The sequence below is a fragment of the Fulvivirga sp. M361 genome, assembly GCF_007097395.1.
GTDB lineage: Bacteria > Bacteroidota > Bacteroidia > Cytophagales > Cyclobacteriaceae > Fulvivirga.
This window is the reverse complement of record NZ_VKDC01000046.1, coordinates 17,239-34,286: the sequence shown is the minus strand read 5'-3', so window position 1 is coordinate 34,286 and position 17,048 is coordinate 17,239. Positions and strand designations below refer to the sequence as shown.

At 40.6% G+C, this 17,048-nt stretch carries 12 protein-coding genes; 6 read left to right on the top strand and 6 right to left on the bottom strand.

The window, feature by feature from the left end; genetic code table 11:
- Positions 1-43: 43 nt before the first annotated feature.
- Together FNH22_RS28600 and FNH22_RS28595 are read left to right on the top strand one after the other, a co-directional pair.
- Positions 44-1,033: a Gfo/Idh/MocA family protein gene (locus FNH22_RS28600; RefSeq protein ID WP_143401952.1), complete on the top strand. Its 990-nt coding sequence runs from the start codon at positions 44-46 to the stop codon at positions 1,031-1,033.
- 17 nt (positions 1,034-1,050) lie between these two features.
- Complete coding sequence (locus FNH22_RS28595; protein ID WP_143401951.1) at positions 1,051-1,635, top strand: hypothetical protein; 585 nt, start codon at positions 1,051-1,053, stop codon at positions 1,633-1,635.
- A 45-nt stretch (positions 1,636-1,680) separates the two neighbouring features.
- Here FNH22_RS28595 and FNH22_RS28590 read toward each other — a convergent pair whose 3' ends face one another.
- Positions 1,681-2,295: a MarR family winged helix-turn-helix transcriptional regulator gene (locus tag FNH22_RS28590; RefSeq protein ID WP_143401950.1), complete on the bottom strand. Its 615-nt coding sequence runs from the start codon at positions 2,293-2,295 to the stop codon at positions 1,681-1,683.
- 83 nt (positions 2,296-2,378) lie between these two features.
- Between FNH22_RS28590 and FNH22_RS28585 the strand changes: the two genes are divergently transcribed.
- The 4 genes from FNH22_RS28585 to FNH22_RS28575 all read left to right on the top strand — a co-directional run bounded on the left by FNH22_RS28585 (position 2,379) and on the right by FNH22_RS28575 (position 8,447).
- On the top strand, positions 2,379-4,748 hold the full coding sequence (locus tag FNH22_RS28585; protein WP_143401949.1) for a TonB-dependent receptor: 2,370 nt from the start codon (positions 2,379-2,381) through the stop codon (positions 4,746-4,748).
- Positions 4,749-4,902: 154 nt separating this feature from the next.
- Positions 4,903-5,058: a hypothetical protein gene (locus FNH22_RS32205; RefSeq protein WP_185154471.1), complete on the top strand. Its 156-nt coding sequence runs from the start codon at positions 4,903-4,905 to the stop codon at positions 5,056-5,058.
- A gap of 301 nt (positions 5,059-5,359) precedes the next feature.
- Positions 5,360-7,780 carry an ABC transporter permease gene (locus FNH22_RS28580; RefSeq protein ID WP_143401948.1) on the top strand — a complete coding sequence of 807 codons (2,421 nt, stop codon included), beginning with the start codon at positions 5,360-5,362 and terminating at the stop codon, positions 7,778-7,780.
- 145 nt (positions 7,781-7,925) lie between these two features.
- Complete coding sequence (locus tag FNH22_RS28575; protein WP_143401947.1) at positions 7,926-8,447, top strand: hypothetical protein; 522 nt, start codon at positions 7,926-7,928, stop codon at positions 8,445-8,447.
- 89 nt (positions 8,448-8,536) lie between these two features.
- Here FNH22_RS28575 and FNH22_RS28570 read toward each other — a convergent pair whose 3' ends face one another.
- From FNH22_RS28570 to pflB, 5 genes are all read right to left on the bottom strand, one after another.
- Entirely contained in the window at positions 8,537-10,522 is a 1,986-nt protein-coding gene (locus FNH22_RS28570; RefSeq protein WP_143401946.1) for a DUF3857 domain-containing protein, read from the bottom strand.
- Positions 10,519-12,321 carry a DUF3857 domain-containing protein gene (locus tag FNH22_RS28565; RefSeq protein WP_185154470.1) on the bottom strand — a complete coding sequence of 601 codons (1,803 nt, stop codon included), beginning with the start codon at positions 12,319-12,321 and terminating at the stop codon, positions 10,519-10,521. The genes FNH22_RS28570 and FNH22_RS28565 overlap by 4 nt, the downstream gene beginning before the upstream one ends.
- A gap of 233 nt (positions 12,322-12,554) precedes the next feature.
- A complete protein-coding gene (locus FNH22_RS28560) occupies positions 12,555-13,517 on the bottom strand; it encodes an endonuclease/exonuclease/phosphatase family protein (RefSeq protein WP_143401944.1) in 963 nt (320 codons plus the stop codon).
- Between the two features lie 260 nt (positions 13,518-13,777).
- Positions 13,778-14,542 carry a pyruvate formate-lyase-activating protein gene (pflA, locus tag FNH22_RS28555; RefSeq protein WP_143401943.1) on the bottom strand — a complete coding sequence of 255 codons (765 nt, stop codon included), beginning with the start codon at positions 14,540-14,542 and terminating at the stop codon, positions 13,778-13,780.
- An 80-nt stretch (positions 14,543-14,622) separates the two neighbouring features.
- The gene (gene pflB / locus FNH22_RS28550; protein WP_143401942.1) at positions 14,623-16,866 is read right to left on the bottom strand and encodes a formate C-acetyltransferase; all 2,244 of its coding nucleotides are present in this window, start codon (positions 16,864-16,866) and stop codon (positions 14,623-14,625) included.
- Positions 16,867-17,048: the final 182 nt, after the last annotated feature.

Below are 17,048 nucleotides of genomic sequence, written 5' to 3'. Positions count from 1 at the left end.
AAAATAGTTTTAACTTAGAACTAATAACGAAAAAAGGGCTGACATGATACAAAAAAGCAATCCGAAACGTATACGCTGGGGAATTATAGGCTGTGGTGATGTTACCGAAGTGAAAAGTGGCCCGGCGTACCAAAAAACCGATGGCTTTACCATAACTGCAGTCATGAGGCGTTCGCCGGATAAAGTCCGGGATTATGCTAAAAGACACGGTATCGAAAAATATTATACAGACGCAGATGCGTTAATTGAAGACAGTGAAGTAGATGCAGTTTACATAGCTACTCCACCGGATAGTCATAAGCAATATGGATTGAAAGTAGCCGCCGCCGGTAAGCCTTGTTGTATTGAAAAACCTTTATCTCCGAATTATCCGGACAGCCTGGCGATTTACGAAGCGTTTAAAGCCAAAGAGCTGCCGTTGTTTGTGGCCTATTACAGGCGTTCGTTACCAAGATTTACTCAAGTAAAAGAATGGTTGGATAATAATGAAATTGGTCAGGTAAGGCATATTAGCTCGCAATTAAGTCAACCTCCCAGTGTATTGGACTTATCTGCAAAGTATAATTGGCGCACAGATGCCAACGTTGCTCCCGGGGGATATTTTGATGATCTGGCCAGTCATGGGCTTAATCTTTTTACATACTTGCTGGGGGATATAAGGGAAGCTTTCGGTGTAAACTTTAATCAGCAAAGGTTATATACGGCTAAAGATGCCATCGCTGCCTGCTGGTGTCACGAAGACAATATCACCGGCGTAGGAAATTGGAATTTCGGAAGTAATGCTAAAGAGGACCGCGTGGAGATTTTTGGGAGTAGCGGAGAAATCACATTTTCTGTTTTTGAGGAACGCCCCATACTACTGGATAACGGCTCAGGAAAGCAGGAGCTTTTCATTAAGCATCCTGAAAACGTGCAGTTACCGCATGTCGCGCTGATGAAGGAGCACCTCTTGGAAATGTCAGAGCATCCATCCATGGGTTTAGCAGCAGTACATACCAGTTGGGTAATGGACAGGATATTGGGAAGTATTTAACTGGCAACATCTATTCCATGGCAAATTCCAAAAAACGATTTAACGGTCAATCCATATTTATTGCAGCCGTCCTGACGATCGCTACCACGTTGCTACTTGTTTATATTACCGGACTTACTTCTCATAGAAGTATAGTGAACAATGCTTTGCTGTCCTTAAGTATTTTGGCGGTTATTTTCTTTCTTTTTTTATGGCTTGGACTACTTTATGGGATGCGGGTCCGTGATGATCTTACCGGTAAGTTGCGTCTTATCTGGAGTAAACCGAAACCCCTTTTATCCAATACATCGGATATTCCATTTTCGAACCTTCCGTCGGTTGGAGATGGTATTGAAGGGGTCCTGTTATCGATTGTAATTTGGATCGTAGTCTCAGTGGCTTTTATTATTCTTTTAATTCTGCTGGATTATGTAGTATGGATGGGGTTAATGGGGGTTGTTTTTTTAGTGTATTGGGTGTTTATTCGTGCTTTAAAACTAATTTTTTCAAAGTCAGCGGAATGTACTGATCGCATAGGCAAAAGCTTTGTTTATGCACTGGGCTATACTTTGCTCTACCTGGGTTGGTTGTACATTGTAATCTTTTTCTCTACTTTATTTTGATTGTGGATGACGTTAGGATCTATGACATTAGAGCCGTTGTATAGATCAGAGATTAAAACCTTCTATTACCCTTGCCTTGTCCGTTGCCCTGTAGAGGTCTTCGTGGAAATGATTAAGCTTTCCCAGTAACTCGATCAACCGATCCTTTTCCTCATCGATCAAATCACCGACCAGTAGATCGGATAGTGCATAAGATTGCTGCATGGCCCGGAGGATGGTTTCTTTCCCTTTTTTGGTGAGTTTCACCCGCTTTGCTCTTTTATCGGTTTTATCTACTTCATCTACCAACAAGCCGTTTTTGCTCAGTCTTTTCAAGGCTTCGAAACAGCTGCTTTGCTCCACCATACTGTCATCGGCTATTTCCTTTTTGGTAGGATTTACCTGGTGCTCTATGAACTTGAGAGTACCAAAATCGTGAAAGTGCTGTATGGGTAGATCGCGAAAAGCGAGTTTGGTCCACATCTCCCCGAAAGCCATCATATGGCCTAAAAGAAAACCGATCTGTACGTTTTTCGAGACTTTATACTCATCCCCTATTTCTTCGGTCTTTTGTTCGTTGAGTTCTTTATTTAGCCATATGCCAAATCGGCTTAGATCATTACCCAGCCCCTGCTCCGAATACCGCTTCCAATATTGTAATAACCTGATGATATCATCCATGATGAGAAATTACTAAAAAAAAATAGTAATACTAAAACAATGTTGTTTCAATAATGTTCTAGCTTATGATTAACTACAATAAAATGAAAAATATATTACAATTTTGTTATTTGTTTCTGACGACCACTAGCACGTTTGCTTACCAGCAAAATCAGGCAGCACTTTCAGGTTATATTAAAGACGCCAAAACAGGAGAACCTTTAATTGGTGCGACCGTGCAATTGGAAGGAACGGAAATAGGGGCCGTCACGGATATTAATGGTTTCTACCAGGTCAAAAATATCTCTCCCCGCACCTATGCTATTCAAGCTTCTTACATAGGTTATAAAACGGAAGTAACTTATAACATTGTTATCCGTTCAGGAGGCAACCCTGATGTGAATTTCACCTTATCCGAGGCTGCCGAAGAACTGGAGGGTGTAGTGGTAGTGGCTAACCCTTTTGAAAAATTACAAGAGACCCCGCTTTCCGTGCAGCGGCTGTCACAAGAGGAGATAGCGACCTATCCCGGAGGCAATAACGATATTGCAAAAGTGGTACAATCTCTGCCAGGTGTAGGTGGGTCTGTGGGAGGCTTTAGGAATGACGTCATTATTCGCGGGGGTGCGCCCAATGAAAATGTTTATTACCTTGACGGCATAGAAATACCCAATATCAATCACTTTTCCACGCAGGGGAGTGCAGGAGGTCCCGTAGGGTTATTAAATGTTTCTTTTTTTGAAGGGGTCACACTGACTACAAGTTCTTTCGGAGCTCAATATGATAATGTGCTCTCGGGAGTGCTGCAATTCGATCAGCGAAATGGTAATAATCGGAATTATCAAACAAACGTCAGAGTAAGCAGTAGTGAGGCAGCGCTGACTTTTGAAGGCCCTCTGTTTAGAAAAGGCAAGGAGCAAAGCAATACGTCCTTTATTGTTTCAGCGCGCCGCTCCTATTTACAGCTTCTCTTCCAGGCGCTGGACCTTCCTTTCTTACCGGATTACTGGGATTATCAATACAAGGTTTCCCATAAAATTGATGCATATAATGATCTCACCATAACAGGTGTCGGTTCTATTGATGATTTTTCTGTGAATGTGCCTGATGATTTTGATGAAGAGCAACAAGCTACCCTGGACCAACTGCCCATCATACGACAATGGAGTACCACAGCCGGTGTAAGCTGGAAGAAGCGCTTTAAAAATGGTACGGGATTCATGACCACGGCATTGAGCACTAATATTTTGAATAATGATTTTAAGCAGTTTGACTCACCTGCTGATGAAGAAGGGTTATACCTGGCAAATGTATCGCGTGAGCAGGAAACAAAACTGAGATATGCCTATACACGATTTCTGGAAGACTGGACGCTAACCGGCGGGGCAGTGGTCCAGAACGCTGATTATTCTAATGAAACGGATGATATCGTGAACGGATTTCAATTTAGTAGTGATCTTAATTTCTGGCGATATGGTGTCTATGCCCAGGCTTCCAGGAGTTTTCTGGGAGAACGCCTGGGGCTGTCCGGAGGTTTTCGTGTAGATGGGAACTCCTTTACGACTACCGGCAATGAATTACTCAAAACATTTAGTCCAAGATTTTCTCTTTCTTATCAAATGGACACTAAAGGTAAGTGGACCGCTAATGCTTCCGTAGGCCGTTATTTCAAGATACCTCCCTATACCATCCTTGGATTTACGGATAATGCTGATAATTTCATCAATAAAGACGCTGAGTACATTCAAAGTGATCACCTGGTAGCGGGAGTTGAGCGCCTTTTAAACCCAACGACAAGGGTGACGTTTGAAGGGTTTTATAAAAAGTATGATAACTATCCGGTTTCATTAGTGGATAGTGTTTCATTGGCTAACCTGGGCGGAGATTTTTCGGTGTTAGGAAATGAGCCTGTTGCCAGCGTAGGGTTAGGCCGAACCTATGGCCTTGAATTTCTGGTCCAAAAAAAGTTTACCAGGCATTTTTACGGTATACTGGCTTGTACTTTTTACAAGAGCGAGTATACGGCATTTGATCAGGGCAATTACATCTCTTCCACCTGGGACAATGGTACGTTACTCACCTTTACCGGAGGGTATAAGTTTGGAAATAACTGGGAGCTAAGCGCACGGATGAGGTATTTAGGAGAAACACCAATAGCCCCGGTAGATCAGGAAGCTACGCTGGCCAGCTATCCCGCTATTATCCGTGATTATTCCAGGTTAGGTGTACTAACCCTTGACTCATTTAACCAAACGGATCTTCGGATCGACAAAAAATGGAACCTAAAGGGTATCACGCTGGATGTGTTCCTTGAATTCCAGAATTTATTTTCTCAGGATACACCGTCAGAACCTTTGTTTGGACTGGAAAGGGATGATGAAGGGCAGGAAATAACGCCCAGGACATTGACTGAAATTGAAGATATCAGCGCCAGTTCGGTTTTACCCACTATTGGGATAGTTATTGATTTTTAACCCTTCAAAAAATCTGGATTAAAGGAGTGACACAGGACAAATAATAAATTCAATGACGGAAATAATAAATAGACTAAAAGTTGTCCCGGTTGAAAACCAAATGTTCATTACATTACATCTAAAATTATAGTTTAATAAGCTAAAAATCAGTTTTATGAAACACAAGAAGTTGTTTCCGGCATTTCTTTTATTATTTGGACTGATCGTTTTTTCCTCATGTGAAGAAGAAAATATTACTGTAGAAAAAGACTTGAATGCCGGTGCTCATTTGGTGGTAGGAGATGATACCGAGGGTGAAATAAAAGAATAATAAAACCAATTTTTCAATCAGAGTGAAAAAGGCTGAGAAGTTCAACTTCCAGCCTTTTTTGTATTTGAACCTGTTATAAGTATTCTTTTATCTACTCATTGATATACTCAAGAGATAGGAAAACCTGAGATCAAATGATCAGATAGTTATGATGGGTCAGAGTCGTCAACGGTATATGACCAGTCCGAAAGAGGTCAGAGTAATAGCGCTTAAGACCTTAATCGGATACGTAATTGACCTTAATTTGATGATAATAGCGTGGTTTTAAGTATCTTTTTCCTTCATTTTAACTCATGGCGCTATGTTGAAAAACTATTTCAGGTCGGCTTTAAGGAATTTTTTGAAGCATAAAACATTCACTTTTCTCAATATTACAGGGCTTTCGCTAGGTCTTACAGCCAGTGTTTTAATTCTTCAATTCGTAAAGTATGAGCAGAGCTATGATACATTCCACGCGGATATTGACGAAATATACCGGGTACAATATAATGTCATTCAAAATGGTAAAATGACCGTGGCTTGTGCGGCGGCCGTACCTGCTGTTGGTCCTGCCCTTAAGGATAATTTTCCCGAGATCCGTTCCTTTACACGGTTGTTCCCGGTAAGTGGTGTAGTATCGTATGAGAGCCCTCAGAGGGGGTTTATCTCTTTCAGAGAGGAGAAGATGCAAATTACGGACCCCAGGGTCTTTGAAATATTTGATTTTAAACTGCTGGAAGGAGATCAGGAAACATCCCTGGAAGGTCCTAATAAGGTAGTAATATCAGAAAAAGCGGCAAAAAAATATTTTCAGGATGAACCGCCGATGGGGAAAAGAATAGCATGGGATGGTGAGTCAGAATTTGAGGTTACCGGAATTTTTGAAGACCTTCCTGAAAACTCACATATTAAGTTCGATTTTTTGTTTTCCTATCAAACCCTTAACAACAATTCAGATAATCACTCTGAAACTTCCTGGGGTTGGTATGATTTTAATACTTATGTGCTAGTGGATAAAGGGGTAGATGTAACGGAACTTCAACAAAAATGGGACAGTTATTTAACCGAGCAGCGAGGTGAGGAATGGACCAAATACAATTACAAGCAAGAATTCATTCTTAGACCATTAAGAGATATTCACTTGTATTCCAACCTGCTCCAGGAATCTGAGCCTGATGAACAGGGGGATGGAGAGGCCGTGTATTTTCTCACAATCATAGCCTTATTCATATTGATCATAGCCTGGGTCAATTATATAAACCTGTCCACAGCCAAGTCATTTGAGAGGGCAAATGAGGTAGGTGTCAGGAAGGTCATGGGAGCGGAAAAGAACCAATTGATCTATCAGTTTATGTCTGAGTCTTTTCTCATCAATCTTTTGGCAGCTATTATGGCGGTGATAGCAGTCACGTTAAGCTGGCAGTCATTTTCCAACCTTGCCGGTCGTGATATACCCATTTCTTACATACTGGACCAGCAATTTTGGGTGCTTATCACTACTTTATTGTTGGTGGGGACTGTACTTTCAGGAGTCTATCCGGCCTTGGTGCTTTCCTCTTTTAGACCAATCTCCGTATTAAAGGGCAAAATGATGAAAACCTCAGGAGGGAATATTATGCGCAAGGGGTTGGTGGTATTTCAGTTTATTGCCTCTGTAGTATTAATAAGTGGTACGGTAGTGGTATACCAGCAATTGAGCTTCATGAAAAACCGTGATCTGGGAATTGACATTCATAAAACGCTGGTGATAGAAGGGCCCGGGATAACGGATTCGCTTTATGATAATAAATTAGAGGCTTTTAAACAGGAGGTGTTGAGGGTTTCCGGAGTAAGGCAAATGACTGCGGCATCAAATGTGCCTGGGAGCGAAATATTCTGGACAAGAGGGATAAGAAGAGTTCAGGGAGGGCCGGAGAGCAGCCTGACCATTTATAATGTGGGGATTGATCATGATTATGTCCCGGCTTTCGACCTTGAGCTTATCGCCGGACGTAATTTCAGTAAGGAATTTGTGAACGATAACACCCGGATATTGATCAATAGAGAATTGGTAGAGTCACTGGAATTTGAAGATCCGAAAGCGGCCATTGGAGAAAAAGTAAGGTTAGGTGGGGACACGGTGGAGATAGCCGGTGTCCTCGAAAACTATCACCAGATGTCATTGAAAAATAAGGTGGCACCATTGGCATTCCGGTTGACCACAAGCAGTTCCTTCTATTCTTTTAAGATAGAGGCCGGTAATCATCGCGATATTCTGGCAGCTATAGAGGCACCCTGGAATACTTTCTTTCCGGGAAACCCTATTGACTACTTCTTTTTAGATGCTTACTTCAACAAGCAATATGAGAGCGATCGTCAGTTTGGGCAGGTTTTTGGTTTATTTTCGATGCTGGCAATTTTTGTAGCTAGTTTAGGGCTGTTTGGGTTAGCTTCATTTTTAACCATTCAACGAACCAAGGAAATTGGCATTCGTAAAGTATTGGGGTCAACTGTTCCGAATATTGTTTTATTACTTTCTAAAGGGTTTATCCAACTCGTTTTAGTAGCTAACCTGATCGCCTGGCCATTGGCCTGGTGGCTCATGAACAGCTGGCTGGAATCGTTTCCTTATCGCATTGATATTGACCTGATACTGTTTCCGATAGCAGGTCTTGGCGTTATTCTGATCGCTTTTGTATCTGTAGGGTTTCAGACGTTAAAAGCAGCTTTATTGAACCCTGCTGAAACGTTGAAGTATGAATAAGTAGTATTGAAAATACTACACTACGTTTTTGATAGTAAACCTTGGACAACTATGCCCTGAGAGGGAATACCAGGATGGATAGTAATTAGGTGGGGAAAAAACAGAACTTTGATGTTTCTTATTCTCATGGTGAATCAAAACTAATTTGAAAAACAGGTTATTACTGGCATATACGCTGTGTGTTGGTCAAGTTGCCGGATTGCTGATGACACTTTATATGATAGGGTATCATTATTCTTCCTATCATTTGCTCTTCAGGAAAGTGAAGGTCCATCTCTCGTTTCAGTTTATTATCGGGATTGTTTTGTTGTATTCCCTTTATCATTTCATAAGAGTCAAGAGGATTTCTTCCAAGATGCGAAAAGCGGCTCGTGAGCAGCGAGAAGCCAAATCAAAAAGGATAGAACTGCTGATCCTCACCCTTATGGGGACATTGATATTTTTCTCCTTATTCTATACGGTCCCCTTAAGGGTGTATATTCCTTCTTTTATTGAGTATACCATTTATTTATGCAATAGCGCTCTGCAATTCTTTTTACTGATTACCCTGATCAGCTCAAGACATGGGTCGAGTGAAAAATTTAGCCGATCAAAACAACGGTATGCTATTACCGGAGCTGGGGCCGGTTTACTGCTGTTCTACATTTATTTTCAATTAATAGGGTAGGGGTTTTCTTCTTAAGGTTATTGCTTGATATTTATCACTTTGTAAAAAGGTTACGATAGTTCTGGCAAAGTGATGGCAGGACTGTTCCATTATATTTTTTCAAAGACGAGTTCTGCATTGAATCTTTTTACAATAGTATCTAAATAAGTCTTCACTTTTGGATACTCTTCCGGGGAATAGATCGATTTTTTGAAAACATATTTCCCTGTGATCGAAATAGTATTTTGGTTCATTTGATAATCGAGTCGAATTTCGGCAAGATCGTTATTCATGTTATAAGGAGTTGGCAGTTCTGTGATTTTGAATCCATCAGGTACTTTTACATAGATATTGAACTCTTCCACTGTTGAATAAACAAAATCAACAGGGTAGGTCCTCTTTTTTTGGATAAGTTGATTTTTAGATATCCCAAGGTTTAAAAAGGGAGATAATATAATGTTGTTACCAATTTTTTCAATGCCTGTTTCTCCTTGCAGATTAATAGTATAGGGTCTTTTAGGGTTGTTGTAGTTGGAGGTTTTAATATTTTTGATGGTCCCGATTTTCTTTGAAAAAAACTCTTTTAATGAAATAGTGTCATTTTGATGATTTGATTTGTGTTTGTATGCCTCATATTCTGTTGTTTGAATGGAGATATTAGTATTTGCAGTCAGCTGGTCAGGATTGAGTTCAATGGCAATGTGTTTCTTTTCCAGGGAGGGTATGTTATTGTTAAGCATAATCCAGTTGACCTCGTCATTTTTAACTAATAACCCCTTATCATTGATACACCGTGGAGGTATTCTATCATAAGACAGGTAACTGGTAGTGCCATCGGTGAGAAATGGACGTTCACCGTTTACAAATACGATCACATAGTTGAAAAAGTGTTCGAAAGGATAATCTACTCTTATTTTTCCATGACTTCTGGTGCTTAACAATACAGGGTGGGCATCCATGCCTGCGTGCTTTAGTAACGCTGTCAGAAATAGGTTTATATCAGCAGAATTACCGGTTTTTTGGGCGAAAAATTCTTTAGCTGATTTTGAGACATACCGGGCATAATGCCCGTTCCAGGAGAAATTAGATTTGACATAATTTATGATCATCTCATTCTTTTCTTTTTCGCTTTTACCGGTTAATACTATAGCTGTGTCAAAGATCTTTTTCGCCAAACGCCCACAACTTTTAATGTATTTTCCAAACTTATCATCTTTTAAAAACGCCTCATTTAACTTGGGCCATGTGGATATAATCTCACTTGAACTACCATCAGGCCTGTGAAATTTAGCCAGCTGAAAGTCTATTTTAATGATGTAATCATTTTTAGAGGTGATATAAGACTCATCTGTAAATGCCGGGACATTTTTCAAAGCGTAGGTATGAACATAGTCTTGAAATTCGATACCGGAACCTATATTTTGACCGTAGTTCTTGACCACACTTCCCCAGGTACGTTTTGTTTTGGCCAACTCCGATGTTTGGTAGTCAAACCTTTTGATGCCTTGTGCCAGGAAAGTATATTCATAAAATGGGATCATTCCCACTTTATACTGGCTGTACAAAGTGGGTATTTTGTCCTGGAAGGTCCAATCTGGTAAATTAAAATGGAAGGGGGTCTCCAGCACATATTTAAACTCTATAATGGAACCTTCTTTCACATCCGGGAAAACGAATTTTTTTGCCAGCCATCTGTTATTGATACGTTCTTCGAAGATCGTAGACGGATCCAGCGTTTTTTTCATCAGTCGTCCCCCTTCAAAATTGTATGTATACGCTTCAATGGATCTGACGATTTCAGTTTGCCCATAACCATCCACGTAATATGGTATGGATACTTCTGCATTGTCCAGGGCCGTTTGGTCAAAGATCTTTATTCGCCTTGTCCTTGTAAAGCGAATGTCATAACCTCCCTGCATATCAAAAAAAACTGATTCACCGATGTCAAACAAAACAACTGCTCCAGCCTTGGGGTCTTTTTCGTAAGATTCCATCTCTATTTCTCCGGGTGAGATGCGACCAAATTCTCTGGGAAACTCTTGAGAAAAAAGAAGGTATGGGACAAGAAATAGCAGGATGAGTAGGGAGGATTTCATTTGTTATAGGTTAATATGATGGCGGATTGCTTCCGAATAGTATTTATTGATTTAATAAATGAGAAGAAGTCGTTATAAGAGGCCCTGGAATAATCTGCTGCATAAAGCTGGAAACGTCTTACGACAATAACACCAGTCTCATTTTGTACATACCGTTCTTCATACTTTCCATATTCGGTTGCTATATAAGAATTATCTGGTAGTTCGGTAGTGTAGCGTTCAAGACCCGATAGTTCGTATATTATTGAGTCGGACCTGTTTATCGGGAAGCTGATCCTTACAGGGTTTTTTCTGGCGCTTGGCTTTTCAAACGATGGGATCTTCATAGGCACCGGTTGGATCACGTTCATTTTGCCGACTTTTCGAAATTGATCAAAACAGCGTGCTTTAAGTAATACGTTCAGGTCCTTTCTATCACGATCGGTATGCTTTATTTCCCACTCTTCTATTTCACATTTTTTTACATCAAGGTCCTGCATGATCTTACGCTTTTGCTCTTTTTCATTCAGCTCACGCTTGTAGTAGCAGTAGCTTTCAAAAGCACCTCCTTTCAAATTCTTGTCAATATTTACTGTTCCTGAGCCCGCTTCATTTAATGCAAATGTGTAAGTCCTTTTTTCCAAAACATCATTCAGTTCTAATTTAGGCGTAGTAATTAATCGACTGTGGTCCTTATCTACCAAAAGCGCATACCTGCCTTGAGTAAACGTTCCCAGGTAATCATAGGGGGATGAATTTGATGTGTTTTCCAGCCATAGCGTATCACCATCTATAGGAACAGATAAAATGACATGGTTAAACTGTTGACCAGGTAAATTCTTGTTGACCCTTTTTATGTTACTTCCTGAATTGATAACCGTATAAAATGAGGAGATACCTGCATGTTTTAGCAAGGCCTTCATGTAGATTGTCAAAGCCTTACAATCCCCATATTTGTTTTGACATACATAGGAAGCCGGGTATGGTTTCAATCCGCCGACGTCTATTGCTACATTAATGTAAGTGGTATTATCCTGTAAATAATGATATAATATTCTCACAATCTCTTTTTTGTCGGTTACGCCGGCAATGAGATCATTCACTTTCATTTTTTCACTCAGAGATAGTAAGTCAGCACCACTGTTGAGTGCATAGTGCCATTTGCCATAAGATGCCCAGGATTCAGAATTTCCGGGCACTCCATAGTTAAATTCCACGGGAACAATGTGCACATGTGATAGTAATTCTAATAATGGGGGTGAAAAGACCTCTGATTTTACAGTTTTAGAAGTTTTTTTCTCCCAACGCAGTATTTGATTTTTATCCTTCTTTTGGATGTTGTACTCAAGATCATCCGTATAGTCCATGGAGGTTTTGTAGGTGGCAGGAAGTTCAACAGTGAGAGAACTCTTTAACGTTGCCACACCGGTGAAAAATGTAGGATACCATCTTGTTACATATACAAAATCTTTTTCCGTCACATGGTAAGTATACTTAATACGATAGGGATATGTATTCCATTGGAGTGTGAATTCCTTTATAAAGTCGTCCTCATAAAATGAGCCACTGGAGATATCACTTCTGGTGGTAATTTCCTTCTTTTTGAGCTGCCTTACTGTCTTTCCATTTGAGTCAATGATATAAGCTTCCACCAGGTCAAATTTCTGATCGGCGCTGTAATAGATCGTTACATTTGAAAGCCAGTTTTCCTCTTTACGGTTAATCTGAATTAATAATGATTTTTCAGTAATTCTCTTCTCGCCTTCTATTTTAACCTTTGTGGAGTAGTCAAGTACCTGACCTATGACTACATCTGACAAAAAGAATAAATAAGACAGAAGTATATAGAAAAGCCGCCTATGGAGATATCGAATCACTGATACTTTTGTATGGCTTTAATTTAAGCTTTGGACTATTGTAAAACAAAAGAAATACCCGACTTTGAACGGGATATTTTTACTTTTTGTCTTTTATCAATTAATCAAAGACTGGTATGTATTGAATCGAATGAAAACAGGGACTGTAAGTCTTTGTTATACAGCTATTATCCATGTTAATTATTGAATTTTCCATGGTTTAAGCCAATTTCCACAAAAATCGGCAGGTGGTCGGAACCCGTAAAGTCTCCTACTTCTCTGGATTTTACAGCAAGTCCGCTACTGATGAGGCAATGATCCAACGTTATGTTAGCCAGAGGGAACCATGTCGGCCAGGAAGGTAAGATCCCAAACCCGGCCCGGGTATCTATGAGATCTGTACTGCTTACCAGTTTTTTGAAGTGGGTTGAATAGGAAGAAGTGTTCAGGTCGCCGGTTAAGATTAATTCGCCTTTAGTTGAATTGATCCGTTCGGCTAACTTTGTTAATTGGTCGTTCCTATATTCAAAATGATATGTACCGACGGGTGGGGGAGGGTGAGATGCTAACAATGTTATATCCTGATGATTAAACTTAAAACGTGCTAGTAAGGAAGGTACTTCATCGCTTCCGGTTTTCATCTCTTCAATAGAAGTAAACCTGATCTTACTGTATAGCGCAATCCCGAAACCATCACCTCTGATGATCGTCTTTCGGTGTGGATAATTTGCCAATCTGTTATCCAACATGATGTGCCACAAGGAAGTGACTTCCTGAAATACGATTATGTCCGGGTCCTTTCTGTGGATGTAGGACGCTACTGTGTCAAATTGCCTATTGGAAATCAACAAGTTGATGCTATTCAGCTTAAAGGTGTCTTTGAGCGTGGTATTCTTGTTTTTACTAAAGAATAACGGAATTATATCAACACAAAGAAGGAGTGCAAAAGGAACAAAAATTAAGATAATACGCTTCTTCTTAAACCAAAAAAGGAACGTACAGCCCATAATGAATATGACCAGGTATTGCAGCTTAAAGTGACTGAATAAGTCGAAAAACCAATTATTTGCGCCGAAATAACCCAGTACTGAAGCAAGAGCAGTTATGGCAAGTATAAATAGAAGAAAACCTAAGAATATCTTTTTTATTGAAGATCCCATCACTCGATCCGGCGTTTACACAATGACTCTAACAGTTTGAATGTGTAATGGTTATGAAATTTGTATTATTTCTATATGCTCCGTTAGGCGGGTGAAAAAACCTCTTGCCAGTTTGGGTAAAATAAGAAAGCTTTGTCTCTGTGAGCGAGTTTGTGACTTCAGCTGTTCTATAGTGTGACATAAACGGGGATCCTGAATCGCATTTGACGGGGAGATAAGTTTATTCCTGCTATTATCATCGTCAACGGCGTTAAAATCACTTAGTTGATCACTACTTCATCCAGGTATTGCTCGAATATCTCTTTAGCAGCTTCCAACTGTTGACTGGTATTTTCAGGTGTGTCTTTTAATGGGTATTCCTTTCCCAGAAGTTCCCATTTATGTACTCCTAATTTGTGATAGGGCTGGATCTCCAGTTTTTGCACTTGTTTAAATGACTGGAAGTATTGTCCCAGCTGATGAAGATGTTTGGGGTCATCGCTTAGTTCAGGTACCAATACGTATCTCAGCCAAAAGGGCTTCTGATGCTCCTCTAAATAGTGTGCAAAGGCTAAGGTTTTTTCATTGGGTTTGCCTGTGATTTTTTTGTGTATGGCAGAATCAATGTGTTTGACATCCAATAACACCAGGTCCGTATACTCCAGCATTTCTTCCACGTAATGATTCATTACATTTCCATTGGTATCCAGGCAGGTGTGTATCCCTTTGGACTGTAAGTTTTTGAACAATGTAATCAATTGTTTTGCCTGACAGCATGGCTCACCTCCTGATATGGTGATCCCTCCTCCATTGGCAAAGTATGATTTCATGTGTTCTGCTTCTTCGACAATGCGCTGCATGCTGTAAGATTTTCCATCCTCAAAACGCATGGTATCCGGATTAGCACAATAGAGGCATTGAAAAGGGCAACCTTGCAAAAAGACAACAAAACGAATACCGGGGCCATCATAGGTCCCAAAGGACTCTATACTGTGGATATTCAGTTTATCCTCAGGCAAGATGGTATCTGGTGTCGCGTTTAACATGATTATCCGACAAATGTATTATGCTGATGAAAATAAGACCGAACATACATAAAGTATGCCCGGCCCTAATCATCATTGTGCTAAATCTTCTCGAAAAAACTTCTCGATAATACTTCTAATTGCTGGTCTCTTGATAACCGGACAAAGTTCACCGCGTATCCGGAAACCCGAATGGTAAGCTGAGGGTAATTTTCGGGATGCTCCATCGCATCCATGAGTAACTCCCTATTCAGTACATTAACATTCAAATGATGTGCTCCTCTGCCAAAATACCCATCTAATATGGTTGTCAGGTTTAGGACCCTGGCTGCTTGATTAGCCCCCAATGTTTCTGGTACCATACTCATGGTGTTGGAGATACCGTCCAACGCGTCATTGTAGTCGAGTTTGGCCACTGAGTTCAAAGATGCAATGGCTCCATGGGTATCTCTGCCGTGCATTGGATTTGCTCCCGGTGCAAATGCCACCCCTTTGGCCCTGCCGTCGGGTGTTGCCCCGGTTTTCTTCCCATATACTACATTAGAGGTAATGGTAAGGATAGACATAGTAGGTTCGGCATTCTTATAGGTTTCGTAAGCCGCCAATTGCTTGTTAAAATGACTGGTGATATCCACTGCCATTTGATCCACCCGATCGTCGTCATTTCCATAATATGGGAATTCACCTTCTATTTTGAAGTCCACGGCCAGACCATTTTCATCTCTTATAGCAGTTACTTTTGCATGTTTGATGGCGGAAAGAGAGTCAGCTACTATGGACAGCCCGGCTATTCCGTAAGCGACATTCACTTTTGGGTCAGTATCTACAAAAGCCATTTGGGCTCGTTCGTAGTAGTACTTGTCATGCATATAGTGGATGATATTCATAGAGTCCACATACACTCTTGCCATTTCTTTCATAGTGAAACGGAAGTTGTCCATAACCTCTTTATAATTCAGTACGTCGCTTTTCAGTGCTTGTACTCCTTCGATCACCTGTGTGCCTGTATTCTCACATTTACCACCGTTGATAGCAAGAAGAAGTGTCTTGGCCAGGTTACAACGTGCTCCAAAAAACTGGATATGTTTACCTATTTCCTGGAATGAGACACAACATGCAATACCATAGTCGTCCGCATTTCTTGTCTGACGCATCAAATCATCATTCTCATATTGAATAGACGAAGTGTCTACAGAAACCTGCGCACAGAATTCCTTAAAGCCTTTTGGTAACTCTGCTGACCAAAGCACGGTCATGTTTGGCTCAGGAGATGGTCCTAAATTGTACAAGGTTTGCAAAAACCGGAAGGATGTTTTAGTCACTTTATGACCTCCGGCGAGGCTCAGACCCCCAATGGCTTCCGTAACCCAGGTAGGATCGCCGGCAAAAATATCATTGTAAGCTCCCATTCTAAGGTGACGCACCATGCGTAATTTCATTACGAACTGATCTATCAACTCTTGTGCTTCACCTTCGGTAAGCACGCCGGCTTCCATATCCCGGTTGATATAAATATCTATGAATGAAGATACATTACCCAAAGACATGGCAGCTCCATCCTGCTCTTTGACGGCCGCCAGGTAAGCCATGTATACCCATTGGACCGCCTCTTGTGCATTTGTGGCGGGTCGGCTTAAGTCCAGGCCATACGCGTCTCCTAAAACTTTGATCTCTTTTAATGCCTTGATCTGCTCATTGACTTCTTCTCTTAACCTGATACGGGAGTCATTCATTGGACCCACTAAGCCCTCCAAGTCGTCCAGTTTAGCTTGAATAAGCATTTCAGTACCATAAAGAGCTAATCTTCTATAGTCGCCAATGATGCGTCCGCGAGCATAATTGTCAGGTAAACCGGTGAGAAAACCCAGTGATCTGAATTTTCTTATCTCAGTGGTGTAAGCGTCAAATACTCCTTCGTTATGAGATTTTACGTAATTGTCAAAAACGTCTTTGACCTTAGGGTCTAAGGTTATGCCATGCTCCTGGCAGGCTTTCTCCACTATTTTCACCCCACCGTAGGGTTTGATCGCTCTTTTGAGTAATTCATCGGTTTGTAAACCAACGATCACCTCATGTTCTTTAGAGATGTATCCTGCCTGATGAGAGGCGATTCTAGAGATAATAGAGGGATCAATAGAGCGAACTCCTTTATTCTCTATCTCTTCCTTGACTGCTTTTTTGCAGATATCAAAAAGTAGATTGGTTTTGTCTGTTGGTCTGGTGAGGAAATCAGCATTTCCATCATAGGGCGCAATGTTCTTTAATACAAAATTTCTGACGTCAACGGTATCATTCCAGGTACCCTTGACAAACTCTTTGATGTTGTTTTCTACTCCAATTGACATAATTCTTCTCTAGATGAACTGCAAATATAACCACTGATTTTATCCAATTTATGATAGCCGTCACTTACAATCCTGACTAGAATCATTGGGATATCTCAATAAAAAAATTCCCTTTACGCTCTCAAAAATACATCAGGAAGATTTAAAGGAATTAAGTCCCAAAACCCTAAACAGATAGAAAC